Source organism: Paraburkholderia sp. J63, from assembly GCF_905220245.1.
Classification (GTDB): domain Bacteria; phylum Pseudomonadota; class Gammaproteobacteria; order Burkholderiales; family Burkholderiaceae; genus Paraburkholderia.
The window spans coordinates 68,107-85,100 of record NZ_CAJMZF010000036.1; the positions used below are offsets into that span (position 1 = coordinate 68,107).

Genomic DNA, 16,994 nt, shown 5'->3' on the forward strand with positions numbered 1-16,994 from the left:
AAAAACAGTATTGACACCCGGAGCCCAATCCACAATAAATACCACGGTGAAACTTTGTTGCTGAACGGGAAACACGAGAAATCGACGAAAAAGCGGTACTGAACACCCAATCGTTTCGCCTACTGATGGAGGGATTGAGCATGGATTACCGAATGCGCAAGCGCATCGACAGCATGTTTTCCCGGGACCGTTTGATGGCAGGCACGGCCTTGCTGGCGCTCTGGGTCGCGCTGGGCTATGTCTACTTCGCGGTGAGCTTGTCGGCGGCGGACCCCATGGTCCGGGTCGCGCTGACGATCGGCGCCACAGGCGTGGTCGTGTTCAATACCGCCTCGGTGACGGCGATGGTGCGGCACTACAAGGAAGACAAGGACCATATCTACGGTCTCGACATCCACCATCTCGACGAAAACCGCCTGCGCAAGGCGGCCCTTCGCGACGACGAGGAAGAAGAAGTGCTGGCCTGATCCCGGCCGCGGATCTTCCCGCGGCTTGTCGTCCCCTCGATGCTGAACCGTTCAACGCAATGCCGTCTGAAGAGGAAACTCGACATGGCATCCGAATACGTTCCTCCCGTGCAGAAGGGCTTCGGGCAACTGGTGGACAGCCTGTTTCTGCTCGTGCTCGTTTATTGCAGCCTGCTCGCGCCGCTTCTGCTCAAGGCGCCCGACAAGCAGCCGGACGCGGCGCAGGCCGCGAAGACCCAGGTGTCGTGGCAGGCGCTGGGCCAGAATCCCACCATGCAGGCGCAGTGGCAGAAGCTCGGCTACGACGCGGCTCAGGCGAAGCCCATCATCACCACCAAGTTCGACTACGTGGTCGAGCCGGGCTCGCTGATCGTCACGGCGCTCGTGATCGTCGGCTATTTCGTGTTCGTGCTGCGCGTATCGGAAAAGCAATATCGGCAGGTGATCGCCGAAAAATTCGGAGAGTGATGCAATGAACTTCTGGCCAATGCTGAGTAATGCCGCCTGGGCGCTCGCCATCCTGCTGTTCGCGTGGATCATCGTCGATGCGGTACGCGTCTCGCGCGCGTACAGCGACGATTTCCTGATGAGCTCGACCGAGGGCAGCGAATAAGCCCGCAACGGGCCTGCTTCAGCCTCAACCTCAATCCATCTGGTTAGCCAACCTGTACAGGAGCGGTGCATGAGCGACGCAGCAACGACAGGACAGCCGGGAGAGCGCATCGCACTCCTGAAGGTATTGGGACCGATTCACGTCTGGGCGCTCGGCGTGGGCATCGTGCTCGTGGGCGAGTTCATGGGGTGGAACTTCTCGGTGGCGAAGGGCGGCGCCTATGGCTCGCTGATCGCCTGCTGGATCATCGGCCTGCTCTATACCTGCGTGGCCATGATCGATTCGGAAGTGACCTCCACGGTGGCCGCGGCGGGCGGCCAGTACACGCAGGCCAAGCACATTATCGGGCCGCTCATGGCGTTCAATGTGGGCCTCTATCTGGTGATGGCCTATACGATGCTGGAAGCCGCCGACGCACTCGTGGTCGGCGACCTCATCAAGGCCGTGGCGGCTGATTCGGGCTATGTGCTCGACTCGCGCCCGTTCGCGCTCGTGACGATCGCGTTTCTCGCGTGGCTCAATTATCGCGGCGTGTTCGTCACGCTCACGGTCAATTTCGTGATCACGGCCATCGCGTTTCTCGCCATCGTCGTGCTGTTCTTCGGCGTGCAGCCGTGGAACCCGGGCCAGGTGCTGCTCCATCATCAACTGCTGACGCAACTGCCGTATGGCTGGCTAGGCGTAGTTGCCGCGCTGCAGTTCGGCATGTGGTACTACCTCGGCATCGAAGGCACTTGCCAGGCCGCCGAGGAAGTGCGCTCGGCGGGACGCTCGATCCCGCTCGGGACCATGTGCGGCATGATCACGCTGCTGATCGCCGCCGCGCTGACCTGGTACGTGGCCACCGGGCTCATGCCCTGGGAGTATCTCGGCCAGGCCGTGACGCCGCTCTACGACGCCGCGCGCCTCACCGGCAACAAGGGGCTGCAGACGCTGCTGTTCGTGGGCACGCTGTTCTCGGCCATTGCCTCGGCCAACGGCTGCATCAACGACGCCTCGCGCGCGTGGTTTTCGATGTCGCGCGACCGCTATATGCCGATGTGGTTCGGCGCCGTGCATCCGCGCTATCGCACGCCGTACCGCGCCATCATCTTTCTCGTGCCGATCGCGATTTCGTTCGCGTTCACGGGGCTGCTCGATCAGGTGATTACGTTCTCGATTCTGTCCGGGCTGCTCGGCTACACCTTCATGTCGATCAACATCGTGAAGTTTCGCCGCAAATGGCCGCTCGGCAGCATCAACCGCGGCTACGTGCACCCGTTCCACCCGATCCCGGCCATCGTGCTGGCCTGCCTGTGCTCCGCGACCTATTTTGCCACCTACCTTGGCTATGGCGCCTCGCTGCTGTCGATCATGGCGTTCTACATCGTGGCGTCGATCTGGTTCGCGCTGCATCGCTACAAGTACGTCAAACGCGGCGACCAGTTCACGATGAGCTGGCCACGCCCGAAGGACTACTGATGAACGTGCATTGAAATCCCACCGGCAATGGCAACGGCGCGGGCGGCTCATACCGCCCGCGCCGCATTCGTGAATGGAGAGTGTCTTCATGTCAGTCGCAGGCATTGCTCTCGCCACGGCGTTCGCCGTGGCGCTCGTCATTCTTCACCGGCGCGAGCGCGAGGCGTTCCGGGCGCAGCGCCGCACCTTGTTCGATGGGTGCTTCGCGCTGTTCGACCATGCCACGCTCACGCAGGACGACGTGGCCTTCCCGGTGCTTACCGGCTCGTATCGCGAGCACAGCGTGCGGATCGAGCCCATCGTCGATCAGGTCGTGTTCCGGCAGGTGCCCTCGCTCTGGCTGGTCGTATCGGTGCGGCAGGACTTGCCCGTGGGCGGCACGTTCGACCTGCTCGCGCGCCGCGCCAACGTCGAATTCTGGTCGCAGGCCGGGGCCTTGCCATTGCGCGTGCCGCTACCCCAGGACTGGCCGATCCATACCTCGCTCAAATCCGATCGTCAGGCCTCCGAATTACCGATGGGCGTACTCGATCCCCACGTCAGAGAACTGTTCTCCGACCCGCGCTCGAAGGAGCTGGTGGTGATGCCGCGCGGCGTGCGCATCGTTTATCAGGTTCAGGCCGCGGACCGCAGCGAGTACCTGGTGCTGCGGCGCGCGACGTTTCGCGGCGCACAGGTGAGCGTCGCGCTGCTCGAATCGTTGCTTGAACGCGCGACGGCCGTATGCGCCGATCTAGTGCGAGGAAACGACCATGCAGACGCCTGAAGCCGACGCCGTGATCGACCCTGCCATCGACGAAAACCAGGCTCACCCGCGACCGCCACAGCCGTCCACGCGCCGCCCCTGGCATCCCTTCATCGTGCTGAGCGCCGCGGTGCTGCTGCCGGGGGCGGGGCAGGTCCTCAACCGCATGCCGACGCGCGCGCTCATCATGGTGTTCTTCATGCTGCTGCTGGGCTTTCTCACGCTGCAGCTCGCCGCGCCCGAGCGATCGTTCGTGGGCCGCCACGCGGGCGGGATCTTCGTCTACGCGATCGCCGTGCTCGACGCCTACGCGGTGGCCCGCTACCGCTGGGAAAGCTTCAGGCAGCGCTCGCGCGCAATGGGCGCGTAGCCGCCCAACAGCCGACGACCGGGAAACCACGGGAAACAGAAGCGCGCCAGCCACCCTGGCTACCCACTGCGGGGTAGTGCTTACCCAGCGGGCAATACGCCTGATGGGGTTCCTGACAGGAAAAAAAGTTTATTCGTGTTGACAAGCGAAATTCCGCTAGCTACTTTTGATTCACGTTCATTCCTGTCGAGACCCAGGTGCCCCTCATGTCAGAAACGCGCCGCTTTACACTGACGTTGTCATGTCCCGACCGGGTCGGCATTGTCGCTGCAGTCAGTGCGTTCATCGCCGAGCATCACGGTTGGATCATCGAGGCGACTCACCACGCCGACGAGATCGAGAAGCGCTTTTTCATGCGCCACGAGATCGCGACCGACTCGCTGCCCATCAGCCTCGAAGCCTTTCGCGAGCGCTTCGCGCGCATCGGCCGCGAATTCTCGATGGACTGGAAGGTGACCGATCACGCGCAGAAAAAGCGCGTGGTGATCCTCGTCTCGAAGCTCGAGCATTGCCTGTATGACCTGCTCGCGCGCTGGAAGGCCGGCGAACTCGACATCGAGATCCCGTGCGTGATCTCGAACCACGAAACGTGGCGCAGCTTCGTCGAATGGCACGGCATTCCGTTTCACTACGTGCCGGTCACGCCCGAGACCAAGGCGCAGGCCTACGACGAAGTGCAGCGCCTGTTCGAGGACGCGCGCGCCGACACCATGGTCCTCGCGCGCTATATGCAGGTGCTTTCGCCCAAGCTGTGCGCGGCGTACCCGGGCCGCATCATCAATATCCATCATTCGTTCCTGCCCAGCTTCGTGGGCGCGAAGCCGTATCACCAGGCCTACGCGCGCGGCGTCAAGCTCACCGGCGCCACCTGCCACTACGTGACGGAAGACCTCGACGAAGGGCCGATCATCGAGCAGGACGTGATCCGCGTGCGCCATTCGGACCGTCCCGACGACCTCGTGCGCCTCGGCCGCGACATCGAGAAGGCCGTGCTGGCCCGAGGCTTGCGTTACCACCTCGAAGACCGAGTCCTGATACACGGCCACAAGACGGTCGTTCTGCGCTGAAAGCACCTGCTGTCCAACCCGGTTTGCCCGCGCGCTTCGCGCGCGGGGCCGAGAACAAGGAGTGAGCCATGCCGTGGCGTCTCGTGCGTTTTGCCATGTCGAAGAAGCACCCCGAGCCGAGGATGTTCACCCGGCATGACACTTTGCGCAGTTCTTATGACGTTGTGATCATCGGCGCGGGCGGCCACGGACTCGCGAGCGCGTACTACCTCGCGCGCGAGCATGGCATCAAGAACGTGGCGGTGCTGGAGAAGGGCTATATCGGCGGCGGCAATACGGGCCGCAACACCACGATCATCCGCTCGAACTACCTGACGCCCGAGGGGGTGCAGTTCTACGACACGTCGGTCAAGCTCTGGGAAGACCTCTCGCAGGACTTCGACCTGAACCTGTTTTATTCGACGCGCGGCCACTACACGCTCGCGCATACGGATTCGGCCATGCGCACGATGCGCTGGCGCGCCGAGGTGAACAAGCACTTCGGCGTGGATTCGGAAGTGGTCGGCCCGAAAGAAGTCAAAGCGGCCGCGCCGATGATCGACCTCTCGTGCGGCGGCGTGGCGCCGATTCTGGGCGCGCTCTATCACGCGCCGGGATCGGTCGCGCGCCACGACGCCGTGGCCTGGGGCTATGGACGCGGCGCCGACCAGCGCGGCGTGGAAATTCATCAGCAGACCGAAGTGCTCGGCATCGACGTGGTGGGCGGCAAGGTCAAGGGCGTGAAGACTTCGCGCGGCTATATCTCGACCAACAAGGTGCTGTGCGCGGTGGCGGGCTCCACGCCGCGCATCACCGACATGGTCGGGCTGCGCACGCCCATCTTCATTCACCCGCTCCAGGCGATGGTGAGCGAGCCGCTCAAGCCCTGGCTCGACCCGATCCTGGTCTCGGGGAGCCTGCACGTCTATATCAGCCAGTCCGCGCGCGGAGAACTTGTGATGGGCGCGTCGCTCGATCCCTACGAGCTCCATGCCACGCGCTCGACGCTCGACTTCGTGGAGGGGCTCACGGCGCACATGCTCGAAATGTTCCCGTTCCTCTCGAACGCCAAGGTCATGCGCCAGTGGGCGGGCATGGCCGACATGACGCCGGACTTCGCGCCCATCATGGGCAAGACCCCGGTCGAGGGCTTCTATCTGGATTCGGGCTGGGGCACGTGGGGCTTCAAGGCCACGCCGGTGTGCGGCAAGACCATGTCATACACCGTCGCGAACGACACGAACCATTCGCTGATCAACGGCTTCACGCTCGACCGCTTCCGCCGCTACGCGCTCACCGGCGAGAAGGGTGCAGCGTCGGTCGGGCACTGAGCGGAGAACACGACCATGAAAATCATGACCTGTCCCGTGAACGGCGCGCGCCCCGTTTCCGAATTCGTCTACTGGGGCGAACTGCGCGCGATGCCGGACCCCGCGAAAGCGAGCGACGACGAATGGGCCGACTACGTGTTCTGCCGCAACGGCGCCGCGGGCGTGAAGAAAGAATGGTGGTGCCACACGCCGAGCAACACCTGGTTCATCGCCGAGCGTGACACCGCGAAGGATCGTGTCATCCGCACGTATCTGAACGACGAGGAGGCGTAAATGCGTCTGGCACCGCATGCAGGCGAATGGATCGATCGCAGCAAGCAGATCGAGTTCGGCTTCGAAGGGCTGCGTTACGTCGGCTTTGCAGGCGACACCATCACGAGCGCGCTGTGGGCGTCGAAGGTCTCGGTGCTCGGGCGCAGCTTCAAGTATCACCGCCCGCGCGGCGTGCTCTCGCTCGCGAACCACGATGTGAACGCGATGTTCCAGGACGGCGCGCGCCTGAACGTGCGCGCCGACGTGACCGAGCTGATTGCGGGCGCGAACTGGCACGCGGTCAACACCACGGGCGGCGTGGCCGCCGACCGTGGCCGCTGGATGGGCAAGCTCGCGCCGTTCCTGCCGGTGGGCTTCTACTACAAGGCGTTCTACAGCAAGCGCTGGTTTCCGCGCTGGGAGCGCATGTTCCGCAAGATGGCCGGTCTCGGCGTGGTCGATCTCAACGCGCCGCACATTCGTACTCCGAAGCGTTATGGGTTCTGCGACGTGCTCGTGATCGGCGCCGGGCCCTCGGGTCTCGCGGCGGCGCTGGAGGCGGCGCAGCAGGGCGCGGACGTGGTGATCGTCGACGAGAACGCGCGCTCGGGCGGCAGCGGCACGTATCAGGCGGGTGGCGACATGGAGCGGCTCGAAGCGGTGCGCGCGCTCGAAGCGCAAGTGCGTGCGCATCCGCGCGTGCGCATGCTCAACCGCACGCTGGCCGCGGCCTATTACGCGGACCATTGGGTCCCGCTCGTGGAGCCGGGCCACATCACCAAGATGCGCGCGAAAGCGGTCGTGGTGGCCAGCGGCGCGTTCGAGCAGCCCGCCGTGTTCCGCAACAACGACCTGCCGGGCGTGATGCTCGCCTCGGCGGCGCAGCGGCTCGTGTGGCGCTATGGCGTGGCGCCGGGCCAGCGCGCCGTGGTGCTGGCCGCGAACGCCGACGGCTATCGCGCGGCCCTCGACATGCTCGAACGCGGCATCAAGGTGAAGGCGCTGATCGACCTGCGCGCGACGCATCGCTGTGGCGAGCTCGCCCGCGAACTCGAAGCGCGCGGCGTGGAAGTGCTCGGTTCGAGCTGCGTGGTCGAAGCCGTGCCCGACACCGACGGCAAGCGGCTCGCGGCGGTGCGTGTCGGGCCGATGCCGGCGCCGGGCGAGAGCGCGGCGATCGACAAGACGCGGCAGATCGAATGCGACACGCTGCTGATGAGCGTGGGCTGGGCGCCGGCCGCCAATCTGCTCTACCAGGCGGGCACGGCGATGCGCTACGACACTAACGTCGAGCAGTTCGTGCCCGAGCGGCTGCCCGAGGGCGTATTCGCGTGCGGCCGCGTGAACGGCGTGCATACCTTCGAGAGCAAGCTCCAGGACGGCCGCCGTTCGGGCGCGCTGGCCGCGGCGCACGTCGGTCTGCTGGGCGGCGCGCCCGACTCGCGCAGCACCGCGATTGCGCGCGAGCCCGAGTCGCCCTCGCACGCGTGGCCGATCGTGCCGCATCCGGCGGGCAAGAACTTCGTGGACTTCGACGAAGACCTGCAACTGAAGGATTTCGAAAACGCCGTGCAGGAAGGCTTCGACAACATCGAGCTGCTCAAGCGCTTCTCGACCAATGGCATGGGTCCGAGCCAGGGCAAGCACTCGAACATGAACGGCCTGCGCATTCTCGCGCGCCTGACCGGCAAGGCGCCGCAGGAAGTGGGCACGACCACGGCGCGCCCGTTCTTCCATCCGGTGCCGATGGCGCTGCTCGCGGGCCGCGGCTTCAATCCCGAGCGCCGCACGCCGATGCACGCGCAGCACGATCGCCTGGGCGCGAAGTGGATGCCCGCGGGCGTCTGGCAGCGGCCCGAATACTACGCGGTCGCGGGCAAGGACCGCACGCGCTGCATCCAGGAAGAGGTGCAGGCCGTGCGCACGGGCGTGGGCATGATCGACGTGGGCACGCTCGGCAAGCTCGAAGCGCGCGGGCCGCAGGCCGCGCAGTTTCTCGAACGCGTCTACGTGTCGAAGTACGCGGGGCTCAAATCGGGCATGACGCGCTATGCGCTCATGTGCGACGAAGCGGGCGTGGTGATCGACGACGGCGTGATCGCGCGCCTCTCCGACGATCACTTTTACTTCACGACCACGACCTCGGGCGCGGCGGCGATCTATCGCGAGCTCTCGCGCCTGAACACGATCTGGGGGCTCGACTGCGGCATCGTCAACGTGACGGGCGCCTACGCGGCCATCAACCTCGCGGGGCCGTATTCGCGCGCCGTGCTTGCGAAGCTCGTGGACCTTGATTTGTCCTCCGAAGCATTTCCGTATCTCGGCATCCGCGTGACCGGTATCGCGCTGGGCGCGAATCGCGTGCCGGCCCGGCTGATGCGCGTGGGCTTCGTCGGCGAATGGGGCTACGAGATTCACATCCCCGCTGAATACGGCGCGGCGCTGTGGAGCGCGCTCCAGGAAGCAGGCAAGGAATTCGGCATCCGCCCATTCGGCGTGGAGGCGCAGCGGCTCCTGCGTCTGGAGAAAGGCCACGTGATCGTGAGCCAGGACACCGACGGTCTGACGACGCCGCGCGATGCCGCGATGGAATGGGCGGTCAAGATGGACAAGCCGTTCTTCGTCGGCCAGCGCAGCCTGCAGGCCATCGACGCCCAGACGCAGCAGCAGCGTCTCGTGGGCTTCACGCTCGACGACGGCGTCAAGAACGATGCCCTGCGCGAGTGCCATCTCGCGATCGAAGGCAACGAGATTGCGGGCCGCGTGACGAGCGTCTCGTGGAGCGAGACCTTGCAGAAGACCATCGGCCTCGCGTTCGTGCGGCCCGCGATGGCCGCGCCTGGCACGCGCATCCGCTTTCGCCAGAGCGACGGCGTGATGGTGGCGGCCACGGTCGTGCCCACGCCGTTCTACGATCCCGAGAACCTGCGCCAGAAAGACGCCGCCCCCGCGCACGCCGCCGCACCGAGAGAGGAGACCGCATGAGCGCATCGAACCCGGCAGGCGCAGCGAACGTCTCGCTGCGCACGAGCCCCATCCGCGACGCCCGTCACGCCGCCGAGGCGCGCTGGAGCACGGTGGAGAACATGCAGATCGTCGAGCGCTTCGGCGCGGACGATGAAACGCGCGCGCGCAACGCCGGCATCGCGGACGTCTCGCACCTGTCCCGCATGGGCTTCAAGGGGCAGGGCGTGGCCGCGTGGCTTGCGGAGCAGGACTTGCCCGCGCTGCCCCAGCCCAACACGTGGGCGCCGCTCGCGAGCGGCGGACTGATCGCGCGTCTGGGCCTGACCGAGTATCTGATCGAGGACGGCATGAGCGGCCGCGCCTCGGCCAGGCTGGCCCATCGCGAACCGGCGCTGCGGGTCTATCCGGTGCTGCGCCAGGATCTGGCGCTGGTGCTGTGCGGCGAGTCGATCGACGAGCTGCTGCTGCAGACCTGCAACGTCAACTTTCGCGCGCTGGACCTCGCAACCCGACCCGTCGTGCTGACTTCGATGGCGGGGGTCGCCGTCACCGTCCTGCCGGGCGAGCGGTTGGGCCGGCCGTACTGCCGTCTGTGGGCCGACGGCACGTACGGCGTGTACTTGTGGGAAACCCTGGCCGGCATTGCTGCCGAACTGGGCGGCGGGCCGGTCGGTCTCGCCGTGATCGACGCTATCGACCAGGCACCATCGCAGTAAGCCGCAGAAGGCCCGCAGAAGGCCACGGAAGGCACAAGTCAGGCCCGCAACAGGCTCATCAGGCAACTGGGCGGAGCCGTCCGGCGCAAGCAGGCGCCGGGCGCCTCCTCGACACCGTATTCATGACGCTTGAGGACAATCGACATGACACCCGCAGAAGCCAAGCAGTTCCTCGCAGACAACGAAGTCAAGTACATACTCGCGCAGTTCGTCGACATTCACGGCGTCGCGAAGACGAAGTCCGTGCCCGCCGCCCACCTCGACCTCATCCTCACCGATGGCGCGGGTTTTGCCGGCTTCGCGGTCTGGGGCCTCGGCATCGATCCGCAGGGGCCGGACTTCATGGCGGTGGGCGACCTCGATACGCTCACGCTCATGCCGTGGCAGCCCGGCTACGCGCGCATTGCCTGCGACGGCTACGTGAAAAAGGAGCCGTGGCAGTTCGAGAGCCGCGTGACGCTGAAAAAGCAGGTCGCGCGCCTGCAGGAGCACGGCTGGATTCTGAACACGGGGCTCGAACCCGAGTTCTCGCTGCTACGCCGCACCGACGACGGCCGCATCGTGCCGTGCGACGACTCGGACGCGCTGCCCAAGCCATGCTACGACTACAAGGGACTCTCGCGCTCGCGCGTGTTCCTCGAACGCCTGACCGAGTCGCTGATCAAGGCCGGCATCGACGTCTATCAGATCGATCACGAAGACGCGAACGGCCAGTTCGAAATCAACTACACCTATTCGGACTGCCTGAAATCGGCCGATTCGTATGTGTTCTTCAAAATGGCGGCCGCCGAGATCGCGAACGAGCTGGGCCTCATCTGCTCGTTCATGCCCAAGCCGTTTTCGAATCGTCCCGGCAATGGCATGCATATGCACATGTCGCTCTCGGACGGCGAGCGCAACCTGTTCGCCGACAAGCACGACGAGCGCGGCCTGGGTCTCACGAAGCTCGCCTATCACTGGACCGCGGGGCTGCTCAAGCATGCGGCGGCACTCGCGGCCATCTGCGCGCCCACGGTCAACTCGTACAAGCGTCTCGTGGTGGGCCGCTCGCTGACCGGCGCCACGTGGGCGCCGGCCTATGTGAGCTATGGCGACAACAACCGCTCGTCGATGGTCCGCATTCCGGGCGGACGCATCGAGCTGCGCTTGCCCGACGCCGCCTGCAACGCCTATCTGGCGAGCGCCGCCGTGATCGCCGCGGGCCTCGACGGCGTGAACAACAAGCTCGAACCCGGCGAGCCGTGCAACCTGAACCTCTACGAGATGTCGCCGCAGGAGCTGCGCCAGCGCGAGATCAACATCCTGCCGCAGAACCTCCAGGACGCGCTGCGCGAGCTCGAACGCGACGAAGTCATGATGGAGGCGCTCGGCCCGGCGGGCCAGGAGTTCCTGCGCCTGAAGCACATGGAATGGATCGAGTACATGCGCCATGTGTCGGATTGGGAGCAGAAGACCTACCTCGAATTTTTCTGAGCCGGCCTATACGCGGCGGCGCGGCGCCGTAGCTCCACGGGGGCACCGGTCCGCCGGCCATCCATGAAACGCAGGAAATACGTGCAGGAGATCACTCATGTGTGGAATTGTAGGATTGCTTATCAAGCAGCCGTCGTTGCGTGAGCGGCTGGGCGAGCTGATGGTGCCCATGCTGCTCGGCATGACGGAGCGCGGGCCCGATTCGGCGGGGCTCGCTGTGTTCACGGAGCCGGTGGGCGAGGCCGTCCGCAAGATCAGCCTCTATTCGGGCCTCACGGAAGAAGCCGAGGACTTCAACTGGCAAGGGCTCGCGCACGAGATGAACACGCATCTGGGCGCCGGCGCCTCGGTGCATGCGAAGGGCAATCACGCGGTGCTGAGCGTGGGCATCGCGCCGGAGACCGCGAAGCGCTGGATCGCCGAGCAGCATCCGAAGCTGCACATTCTTTCGACGGGCCGTGCGATCGACCTGTACAAGGACATCGGCACGCCCAGGGAAGTGTCGGACCGCTACGCATTCCAGAACCTCACCGGCACGCACCTCGTGGGCCACACGCGCATGGCCACCGAGTCGGCGGTCACGCCCGACCGCGCCCACCCGTTCACGGCGGGCGAGGACTTCTGCCTCGTGCACAACGGCTCGCTCTCGAATCCGTTCGGCGTGCGCCGCATGCTCGAACCGCACGGCATCCACTTCGATACCGATAACGATACCGAGGCGGCCTGCCGCTTCCTCGAATACCGGCTGCGCGAGGGCGACGATCTCGAAGTGGCGCTGCAACAGGGCTTCGAGCAGCTCGACGGCTTCTACACGTTCCTCATGGGCACGCCCGACAAGCTTGCGCTGATCCGCGACCCGTTTGCGTGCAAGCCGGCGGTCGTGGCCGAGACCGACGACTACGTCGCGATCGCCTCCGAGTTCCGCTCGCTGGCGCATCTTCCCGACATCAAGCATGCAACCGTGTTCGAACCGGCTCCCGAGGAGATGTACGTATGGAAAGTGTGAACTTTGACCTGGCAAGCACGTCGGTGACCGAAGTCAACCGCTACTTGCACAAGGACGCCGCGGGCAAGGGCGTGCAGGCGGTGCGCATCGCGAATCCCGATGGTGCGCACAACATCGCGGTCGGGCTCGACCTGCCGATCGAAGTCGAGATCGACGGGCATGCGGGCTACTACGCGGCCGGCATGAACAAGGAGGCGAAGGTGACCATCGCGGGCAGCGCGAGCACGGGCGTCGCCGAAAACATGATGAGCGGGCGCGTGCACGTGAAGGGCTTTGCTTCGAATGCGGCGGGCGCGTCGGCGCAAGGCGGGCTGCTCGTGATCGAAGGCGACGCGGGCCTGCGCTGCGGCATCTCGCTCAAGGGCGCCGACATCGTCGTGAAGGGCTCGGTGGGCAGCTTCTCCGCGTTCATGGCGCAGGCGGGGCGCCTCGTCATTTGCGGCGACGCCGGCGATGCACTCGGCGATTCGTTGTACGAAGCGGTGCTGTACGTGCGCGGCAACATCAAGTCGCTGGGCGCGGACGCGCGCGAGGAGCCGATGACGGCCGCCGACATCGAAGCGGTGGCGCAACTGCTGCGCGCGGCGGGCCCCGCATTCTCCGGCTTCGAGGCGAGAGAGTTCAAGCGCATCGCCTCGGCCCGCTCGCTCTATCACTGGAACGCCGACGCGAACCAGGAATATTGACCCCAAGGATCCCCACCATGGAAATCAAGCCCATCCACATGAAGCAACTGGCCACCGAAGAATCCTGGGGCTTCGACCGCAAGACGATCAACTATATCCAGAACGCCGCGGCACACGGGCTGTACGAGATCCGTGGTCTCGGCGCGAAGCGCCACGTACCGCACTTCGACGACCTGCTGTTCCTGGGCGCCTCGCTCTCGCGCTATCCGCTCGAAGGCTATCGCGAGAAGTGCACCACGAAGACCGTGCTCGGCACGCGCTTCGCGAAAAAGCCCATCGAGCTCGCGATCCCGATCACGGTGGCGGGCATGAGCTTCGGCGCGCTCTCCGCGAACGTGAAAGAGGCGCTGGGCCGCGCGGCGTCCGAGATGGGCACCTCCACCACGACCGGCGACGGCGGCATGACCCAGGAGGAGCGGCTTTCCTCTAAGACGCTCGTCTATCAATGCCTGCCCTCGCGCTACGGCTTCAATCCCGACGACGTGCGCAAGGCCGACGCGATCGAGGTCGTGATCGGCCAGGGCGCGAAGCCGGGCGGCGGCGGCATGCTGCTCGGCCAGAAGATCTCGCCGCGCGTCGCGAAGATGCGCACGCTGCCCGAAGGCATCGACCAGCGCTCGGCTTGCCGCCATCCCGACTGGACCGGCCCCGACGATCTGCTCATCAAGATTCAGGAGCTGCGCGAGATTACCGACTGGGAGAAACCGATCTACGTGAAAGTGGGCGCGACGCGCACCTTCAACGACGTGAAGCTGGCCGTGCACGCGGGCGCCGACGTGATCGTGGTGGACGGCATGCAGGGCGGCACCGCGGCCACGCAGACCTGCTTTATCGAGAACGTTGGGATTCCTACGCTTGCCGCGTTGCGCCAGGCCGTGGACGCGCTCGAAGACCTCAACATGAAGGGCACGGTGCAGCTCATTGTCTCGGGCGGCATCCGCAGCGGCGCCGACGTCGCCAAGGCACTGGCGATGGGCGCCGACGCCGTGGCGATCGGCCAGGGCGTGCTGGTCTCGCTCGGCTGCAACAGCGCCTCGTACATCGAGAACGGCCAGCACGTGCAGGTGCTCGACGACTACGCGAACCTGGGCACGGCGCCGGGCTATTGCCACCACTGCCACACCGGCAAGTGTCCCGTGGGCATCACCACGCAGGACGCAGTGCTGCAAGAGCGGCTGCAGCCCGACGTGGGGGCGAAGCGTCTGCGCAACTACCTGAAGACGCTGAACATGGAGCTGACCACGATCGCGCGCGCCTGCGGCAAGCAGAACGTGCATCACCTCGAGCCCGAAGATCTCGTCGCGCTCACAGTCGAGGCCGCCGCGATGGCGCGTGTGCCGCTCGCGGGCACCAACTGGATCCCGGGCGTGGTCTGACGCACGATGACGGCACAGATCATCGATGGGAAACACCTCGCGCGCCGCTTGCGGGCGCGCTTTCGCGAGCGCGTCGCCGCGCTTTCCATGCGCGGCGTCGTGCCGGGTCTCGCCGTGGTGCTGGTGGGCGACAACCCGGCGTCGCAGGTCTATGTCGCGAACAAGGTGAAGGCCTGCGAGGAGAGCCGCGTGCGTTCGTTCATGCACCGGTTCCCCGCCACCTGCACGGAAACGGAGCTGCTCGATCGCATCGGCGAGCTGAACCTGGACCCGGCCACGCACGGCATTCTCGTGCAATTGCCGCTGCCGCCACAGGTCAACGTGCGGCGCGTGCTGGAGAGCATCGTCGTCGACAAGGACGTGGATGGCTTTCATCTCTACAACGTGGGCGCGCTGGTGGTCGGCAATTCGATCTTCCCGCCTTGTACGCCCTATGGCGTGCAACTGCTGCTGGAAACCACGGGCATCGACGTGGCGGGCAAGAACGTGGTAGTGGTGGGCGCGAGCAACATCGTCGGCAAACCCATGGCGCTGATGCTGCTGCAGAAGGAAGCCACCGTCACCATCTGCCACGCGAAGACCCGCGACCTCGCGCATCACACGATCCACGCGGACATTCTCGTGGTGGCGGCGGGCAAGCCGGGGCTCATCAAGGCGGAGATGGTAAAGGAAGGCGCGATCGTGATCGACGTGGGGATCAACCGGATCGCCGATGGGCGCATCGTGGGCGACGTCGATTTCGAGGCGGTGCGCGAGCGCGCCTCGTGGATCACGCCCGTGCCCGGCGGCGTGGGGCCGATGACCGTGACGATGCTGATCGAGAATACGCTGCGCTCGGCGGAACGCTTCGCACAGGGGGAGGCGTTTCATCCGGCCCAGCCGTTCTGGCAGGTGCCGGCGCGCTAGCGCTTGTAGCGTGAATGGCTGCGGGGACTGCGGGAGCACGCGGCGTCAACAGGGGAAAGGAGCCGCTGTGAACGGGTTCATCAGGAAGCCGAATGAGTTTTCGAGCGAAGTTGAGGGCGACGATGCGGGCGCCGCGCTGGACGCGGCGCACCGGCATGCGCAGGCGTTTCATCGCACCCGCGCGACGCGCCCGCCCGCCGCCACGGCGGACTTCGCGGCGCTTTTCGACGCGTTCGGCGGACCCACGCCCGAGACTGGCATGCCCGCGAGCGAGGCCATCGAGCAACTGGTGGCGGCGGCCGGACCGGGCTTGATGGGGAGCGCGGGGCCGCGCTTTTTCGGCTGGGTCGTGGGCGGCTCGCATCCGGCCGGGGTCGCGGCCGACTGGCTCACGAGCGTCTGGGGGCAGAATGCCGGCTGCTACGAAGGCGCACCGGCGGCCGCCGTAGCCGAGCAAGTGGCCGCGCAATGGCTGACCGACCTGCTGGGACTCCCGCCCGAATGCTCGGTGGGCATCACGACGGGCGCGACGATGAGCAACTTCGTCTGCCTCGCGGCGGCGCGCGGCGCGCTGCTGCGCCGCGTGGGCTGGGACGTGGAGGCGGACGGCCTGTTCGGTGCGCCGCCTATTGCTGTTTTTATCGGCGACGATGCGCATGCGAGTGTGTTCGCGGCGCTGCGGTATCTGGGTTTCGGCGAACGGTCACTCGTAAGGATTGCTACTGATGAGGCCGGGCGGATGCGTGTCGATGCGTTGCGCGCTGCGCTCGCGCGTCGCCGCGGCCTGCATATCGTGATCGCGCAGGCGGGGCACATCATGACTGGCGCGTTCGATCCTGTCGGCGAGATTGCGGCGCTGACGCATGCGCGTGGTGGCTGGCTGCATGTGGATGGTGCCTTCGGCCTGTGGGCCCGGGCGTGCCCGGCGCGCGCGGCGCTGGCGCAGGGCGTCGAGTGCGCGGATTCGTGGGCGACGGATGCGCATAAGTGGCTGCAGGCGCCCTATGAGTGCGGTTGTGCATTCGTGCGCGATGCCGATGCGCATCGGCGTGCTATGACGATTGGCGCGGGGTATCTTCCCAACGCTGATGAGGGCGGCGTGCGCGATCCTGTGCATTACGCGCCGGAACTCTCGCGGCGTGCGCGCGGGTTTGTGTTGTGGGCGCTGTTGCGTACTTTGGGGAGGAGCGGTATTGCGGCGATGGTCGAGCGGCATTGCGTGCTGGCTCGGCGGCTGGCGTGTCGGCTTGCTGATGAACCGGGTGTTGCGGTGCTTAATGAGGTCGAGCTTAATCAGGTGGTCGTGCGGTTTGGGGGGCATGAGAGCGTTGCTCATGGTGATGCGCTTACTGACGCTACGATTGAGCGCATTCAGCAAGCGGGTGTGTGTTTTGCGCTCGGTGCACAGTGGCGGGGGCGTCGTGTGATGCGCGTTAGTGTTATCGCGTGGGCCACCACTGAGGATGATATCGATCGCGCTGCGGAGTCGATGATCGAGGCCTGGCGTGAGGTCGATAAGCTGCGCGTTGATGTAGAGGGGTTGGCCGTCGATTGATGTTTTGTTTGTTGGCGGGTTTCG

17 protein-coding genes are annotated in these 16,994 nt (G+C 65.7%); all 17 read left to right on the plus strand.

The genetic code is table 11. The annotated features are described in order from the left end of the window. Positions 1-140: 140 nt before the first annotated feature. The 17 genes from U5775_RS29295 (at position 141) to U5775_RS29375 (ending at position 16,970) form a co-directional block, all read left to right on the plus strand. Positions 141-467, plus strand: coding sequence for a hypothetical protein (locus U5775_RS29295; protein WP_322061610.1), 327 nt, complete (start codon positions 141-143; stop codon positions 465-467). 84 nt (positions 468-551) lie between these two features. Next, positions 552-935 (plus strand): hypothetical protein, encoded by a 384-nt coding sequence (locus tag U5775_RS29300; protein ID WP_322061611.1) that lies wholly within the window; start codon positions 552-554, stop codon positions 933-935. 4 nt (positions 936-939) lie between these two features. Further along, positions 940-1,080 (plus strand): hypothetical protein, encoded by a 141-nt coding sequence (locus U5775_RS29305; RefSeq protein ID WP_322061612.1) that lies wholly within the window; start codon positions 940-942, stop codon positions 1,078-1,080. 69 nt (positions 1,081-1,149) lie between these two features. Beyond that, a complete protein-coding gene (locus U5775_RS29310) occupies positions 1,150-2,541 on the plus strand; it encodes an APC family permease (RefSeq protein ID WP_322061613.1) in 1,392 nt (463 codons plus the stop codon). An 88-nt stretch (positions 2,542-2,629) separates the two neighbouring features. Then, a complete protein-coding gene (locus U5775_RS29315) occupies positions 2,630-3,307 on the plus strand; it encodes a hypothetical protein (RefSeq protein ID WP_322061614.1) in 678 nt (225 codons plus the stop codon). Then, positions 3,294-3,656 (plus strand): hypothetical protein, encoded by a 363-nt coding sequence (locus U5775_RS29320; protein WP_322061615.1) that lies wholly within the window; start codon positions 3,294-3,296, stop codon positions 3,654-3,656. Before U5775_RS29315 ends, U5775_RS29320 begins: the two co-directional genes overlap by 14 nt. A 206-nt stretch (positions 3,657-3,862) precedes the next feature. Further along, positions 3,863-4,723, plus strand: coding sequence for a formyltetrahydrofolate deformylase (gene purU, locus U5775_RS29325; RefSeq protein WP_322061616.1), 861 nt, complete (start codon positions 3,863-3,865; stop codon positions 4,721-4,723). Between the two features lie 68 nt (positions 4,724-4,791). Continuing rightward, the gene (locus tag U5775_RS29330; protein WP_322061617.1) at positions 4,792-6,033 is read left to right on the plus strand and encodes an FAD-dependent oxidoreductase; all 1,242 of its coding nucleotides are present in this window, start codon (positions 4,792-4,794) and stop codon (positions 6,031-6,033) included. A 15-nt stretch (positions 6,034-6,048) separates the two neighbouring features. Then, a complete protein-coding gene (locus U5775_RS29335) occupies positions 6,049-6,306 on the plus strand; it encodes a sarcosine oxidase subunit delta (protein ID WP_322061618.1) in 258 nt (85 codons plus the stop codon). After that, positions 6,307-9,270 (plus strand): glycine cleavage T C-terminal barrel domain-containing protein, encoded by a 2,964-nt coding sequence (locus tag U5775_RS29340; protein ID WP_322061619.1) that lies wholly within the window; start codon positions 6,307-6,309, stop codon positions 9,268-9,270. It begins immediately after the preceding gene. Beyond that, complete coding sequence (locus tag U5775_RS29345) at positions 9,267-9,968, plus strand: hypothetical protein (RefSeq protein WP_322061620.1); 702 nt, start codon at positions 9,267-9,269, stop codon at positions 9,966-9,968. Before U5775_RS29340 ends, U5775_RS29345 begins: the two co-directional genes overlap by 4 nt. Positions 9,969-10,112: 144 nt before the next feature. Beyond that, a complete protein-coding gene (glnT, locus tag U5775_RS29350) occupies positions 10,113-11,441 on the plus strand; it encodes a type III glutamate--ammonia ligase (RefSeq protein WP_322061621.1) in 1,329 nt (442 codons plus the stop codon). Positions 11,442-11,538: 97 nt separating this feature from the next. Further along, complete coding sequence (locus tag U5775_RS29355; protein ID WP_322061622.1) at positions 11,539-12,447, plus strand: amidophosphoribosyltransferase; 909 nt, start codon at positions 11,539-11,541, stop codon at positions 12,445-12,447. Next, a complete protein-coding gene (locus U5775_RS29360; protein WP_322061623.1) occupies positions 12,435-13,133 on the plus strand; it encodes a protein glxC in 699 nt (232 codons plus the stop codon). The genes U5775_RS29355 and U5775_RS29360 overlap by 13 nt, the downstream gene beginning before the upstream one ends. Before the next feature lie 17 nt (positions 13,134-13,150). Beyond that, entirely contained in the window at positions 13,151-14,509 is a 1,359-nt protein-coding gene (locus U5775_RS29365; protein WP_322061624.1) for an FMN-binding glutamate synthase family protein, read from the plus strand. Between the two features lie 6 nt (positions 14,510-14,515). Further along, positions 14,516-15,415, plus strand: a complete 900-nt coding sequence (gene folD, locus U5775_RS29370; RefSeq protein WP_322061625.1) for a bifunctional methylenetetrahydrofolate dehydrogenase/methenyltetrahydrofolate cyclohydrolase FolD — start codon at positions 14,516-14,518, stop codon at positions 15,413-15,415. A 67-nt stretch (positions 15,416-15,482) separates the two neighbouring features. Then, positions 15,483-16,970 (plus strand): pyridoxal phosphate-dependent decarboxylase family protein, encoded by a 1,488-nt coding sequence (locus tag U5775_RS29375; RefSeq protein ID WP_322061626.1) that lies wholly within the window; start codon positions 15,483-15,485, stop codon positions 16,968-16,970. Positions 16,971-16,994 lie beyond the last annotated feature (24 nt).

What these genes read in the sequence shown, in the direction of transcription:
- U5775_RS29295 (WP_322061610.1), top strand. Translation starts at nt 141, where the DNA reads ATGGATTACCGAATGCGCAAGCGCATCGACAGCATGTTTTCCCGGGAC.
- U5775_RS29300 (WP_322061611.1), top strand. Translation starts at nt 552, where the DNA reads ATGGCATCCGAATACGTTCCTCCCGTGCAGAAGGGCTTCGGGCAACTG.
- U5775_RS29305 (WP_322061612.1), top strand. Translation starts at nt 940, where the DNA reads ATGAACTTCTGGCCAATGCTGAGTAATGCCGCCTGGGCGCTCGCCATC.
- U5775_RS29310 (WP_322061613.1), top strand. Translation starts at nt 1,150, where the DNA reads ATGAGCGACGCAGCAACGACAGGACAGCCGGGAGAGCGCATCGCACTC.
- U5775_RS29315 (WP_322061614.1), top strand. Translation starts at nt 2,630, where the DNA reads ATGTCAGTCGCAGGCATTGCTCTCGCCACGGCGTTCGCCGTGGCGCTC.
- U5775_RS29320 (WP_322061615.1), top strand. Translation starts at nt 3,294, where the DNA reads ATGCAGACGCCTGAAGCCGACGCCGTGATCGACCCTGCCATCGACGAA.
- purU (WP_322061616.1), top strand. Translation starts at nt 3,863, where the DNA reads ATGTCAGAAACGCGCCGCTTTACACTGACGTTGTCATGTCCCGACCGG.
- U5775_RS29330 (WP_322061617.1), top strand. Translation starts at nt 4,792, where the DNA reads ATGCCGTGGCGTCTCGTGCGTTTTGCCATGTCGAAGAAGCACCCCGAG.
- U5775_RS29335 (WP_322061618.1), top strand. Translation starts at nt 6,049, where the DNA reads ATGAAAATCATGACCTGTCCCGTGAACGGCGCGCGCCCCGTTTCCGAA.
- U5775_RS29340 (WP_322061619.1), top strand. Translation starts at nt 6,307, where the DNA reads ATGCGTCTGGCACCGCATGCAGGCGAATGGATCGATCGCAGCAAGCAG.
- U5775_RS29345 (WP_322061620.1), top strand. Translation starts at nt 9,267, where the DNA reads ATGAGCGCATCGAACCCGGCAGGCGCAGCGAACGTCTCGCTGCGCACG.
- glnT (WP_322061621.1), top strand. Translation starts at nt 10,113, where the DNA reads ATGACACCCGCAGAAGCCAAGCAGTTCCTCGCAGACAACGAAGTCAAG.
- U5775_RS29355 (WP_322061622.1), top strand. Translation starts at nt 11,539, where the DNA reads ATGTGTGGAATTGTAGGATTGCTTATCAAGCAGCCGTCGTTGCGTGAG.
- U5775_RS29360 (WP_322061623.1), top strand. Translation starts at nt 12,435, where the DNA reads ATGGAAAGTGTGAACTTTGACCTGGCAAGCACGTCGGTGACCGAAGTC.
- U5775_RS29365 (WP_322061624.1), top strand. Translation starts at nt 13,151, where the DNA reads ATGGAAATCAAGCCCATCCACATGAAGCAACTGGCCACCGAAGAATCC.
- folD (WP_322061625.1), top strand. Translation starts at nt 14,516, where the DNA reads ATGACGGCACAGATCATCGATGGGAAACACCTCGCGCGCCGCTTGCGG.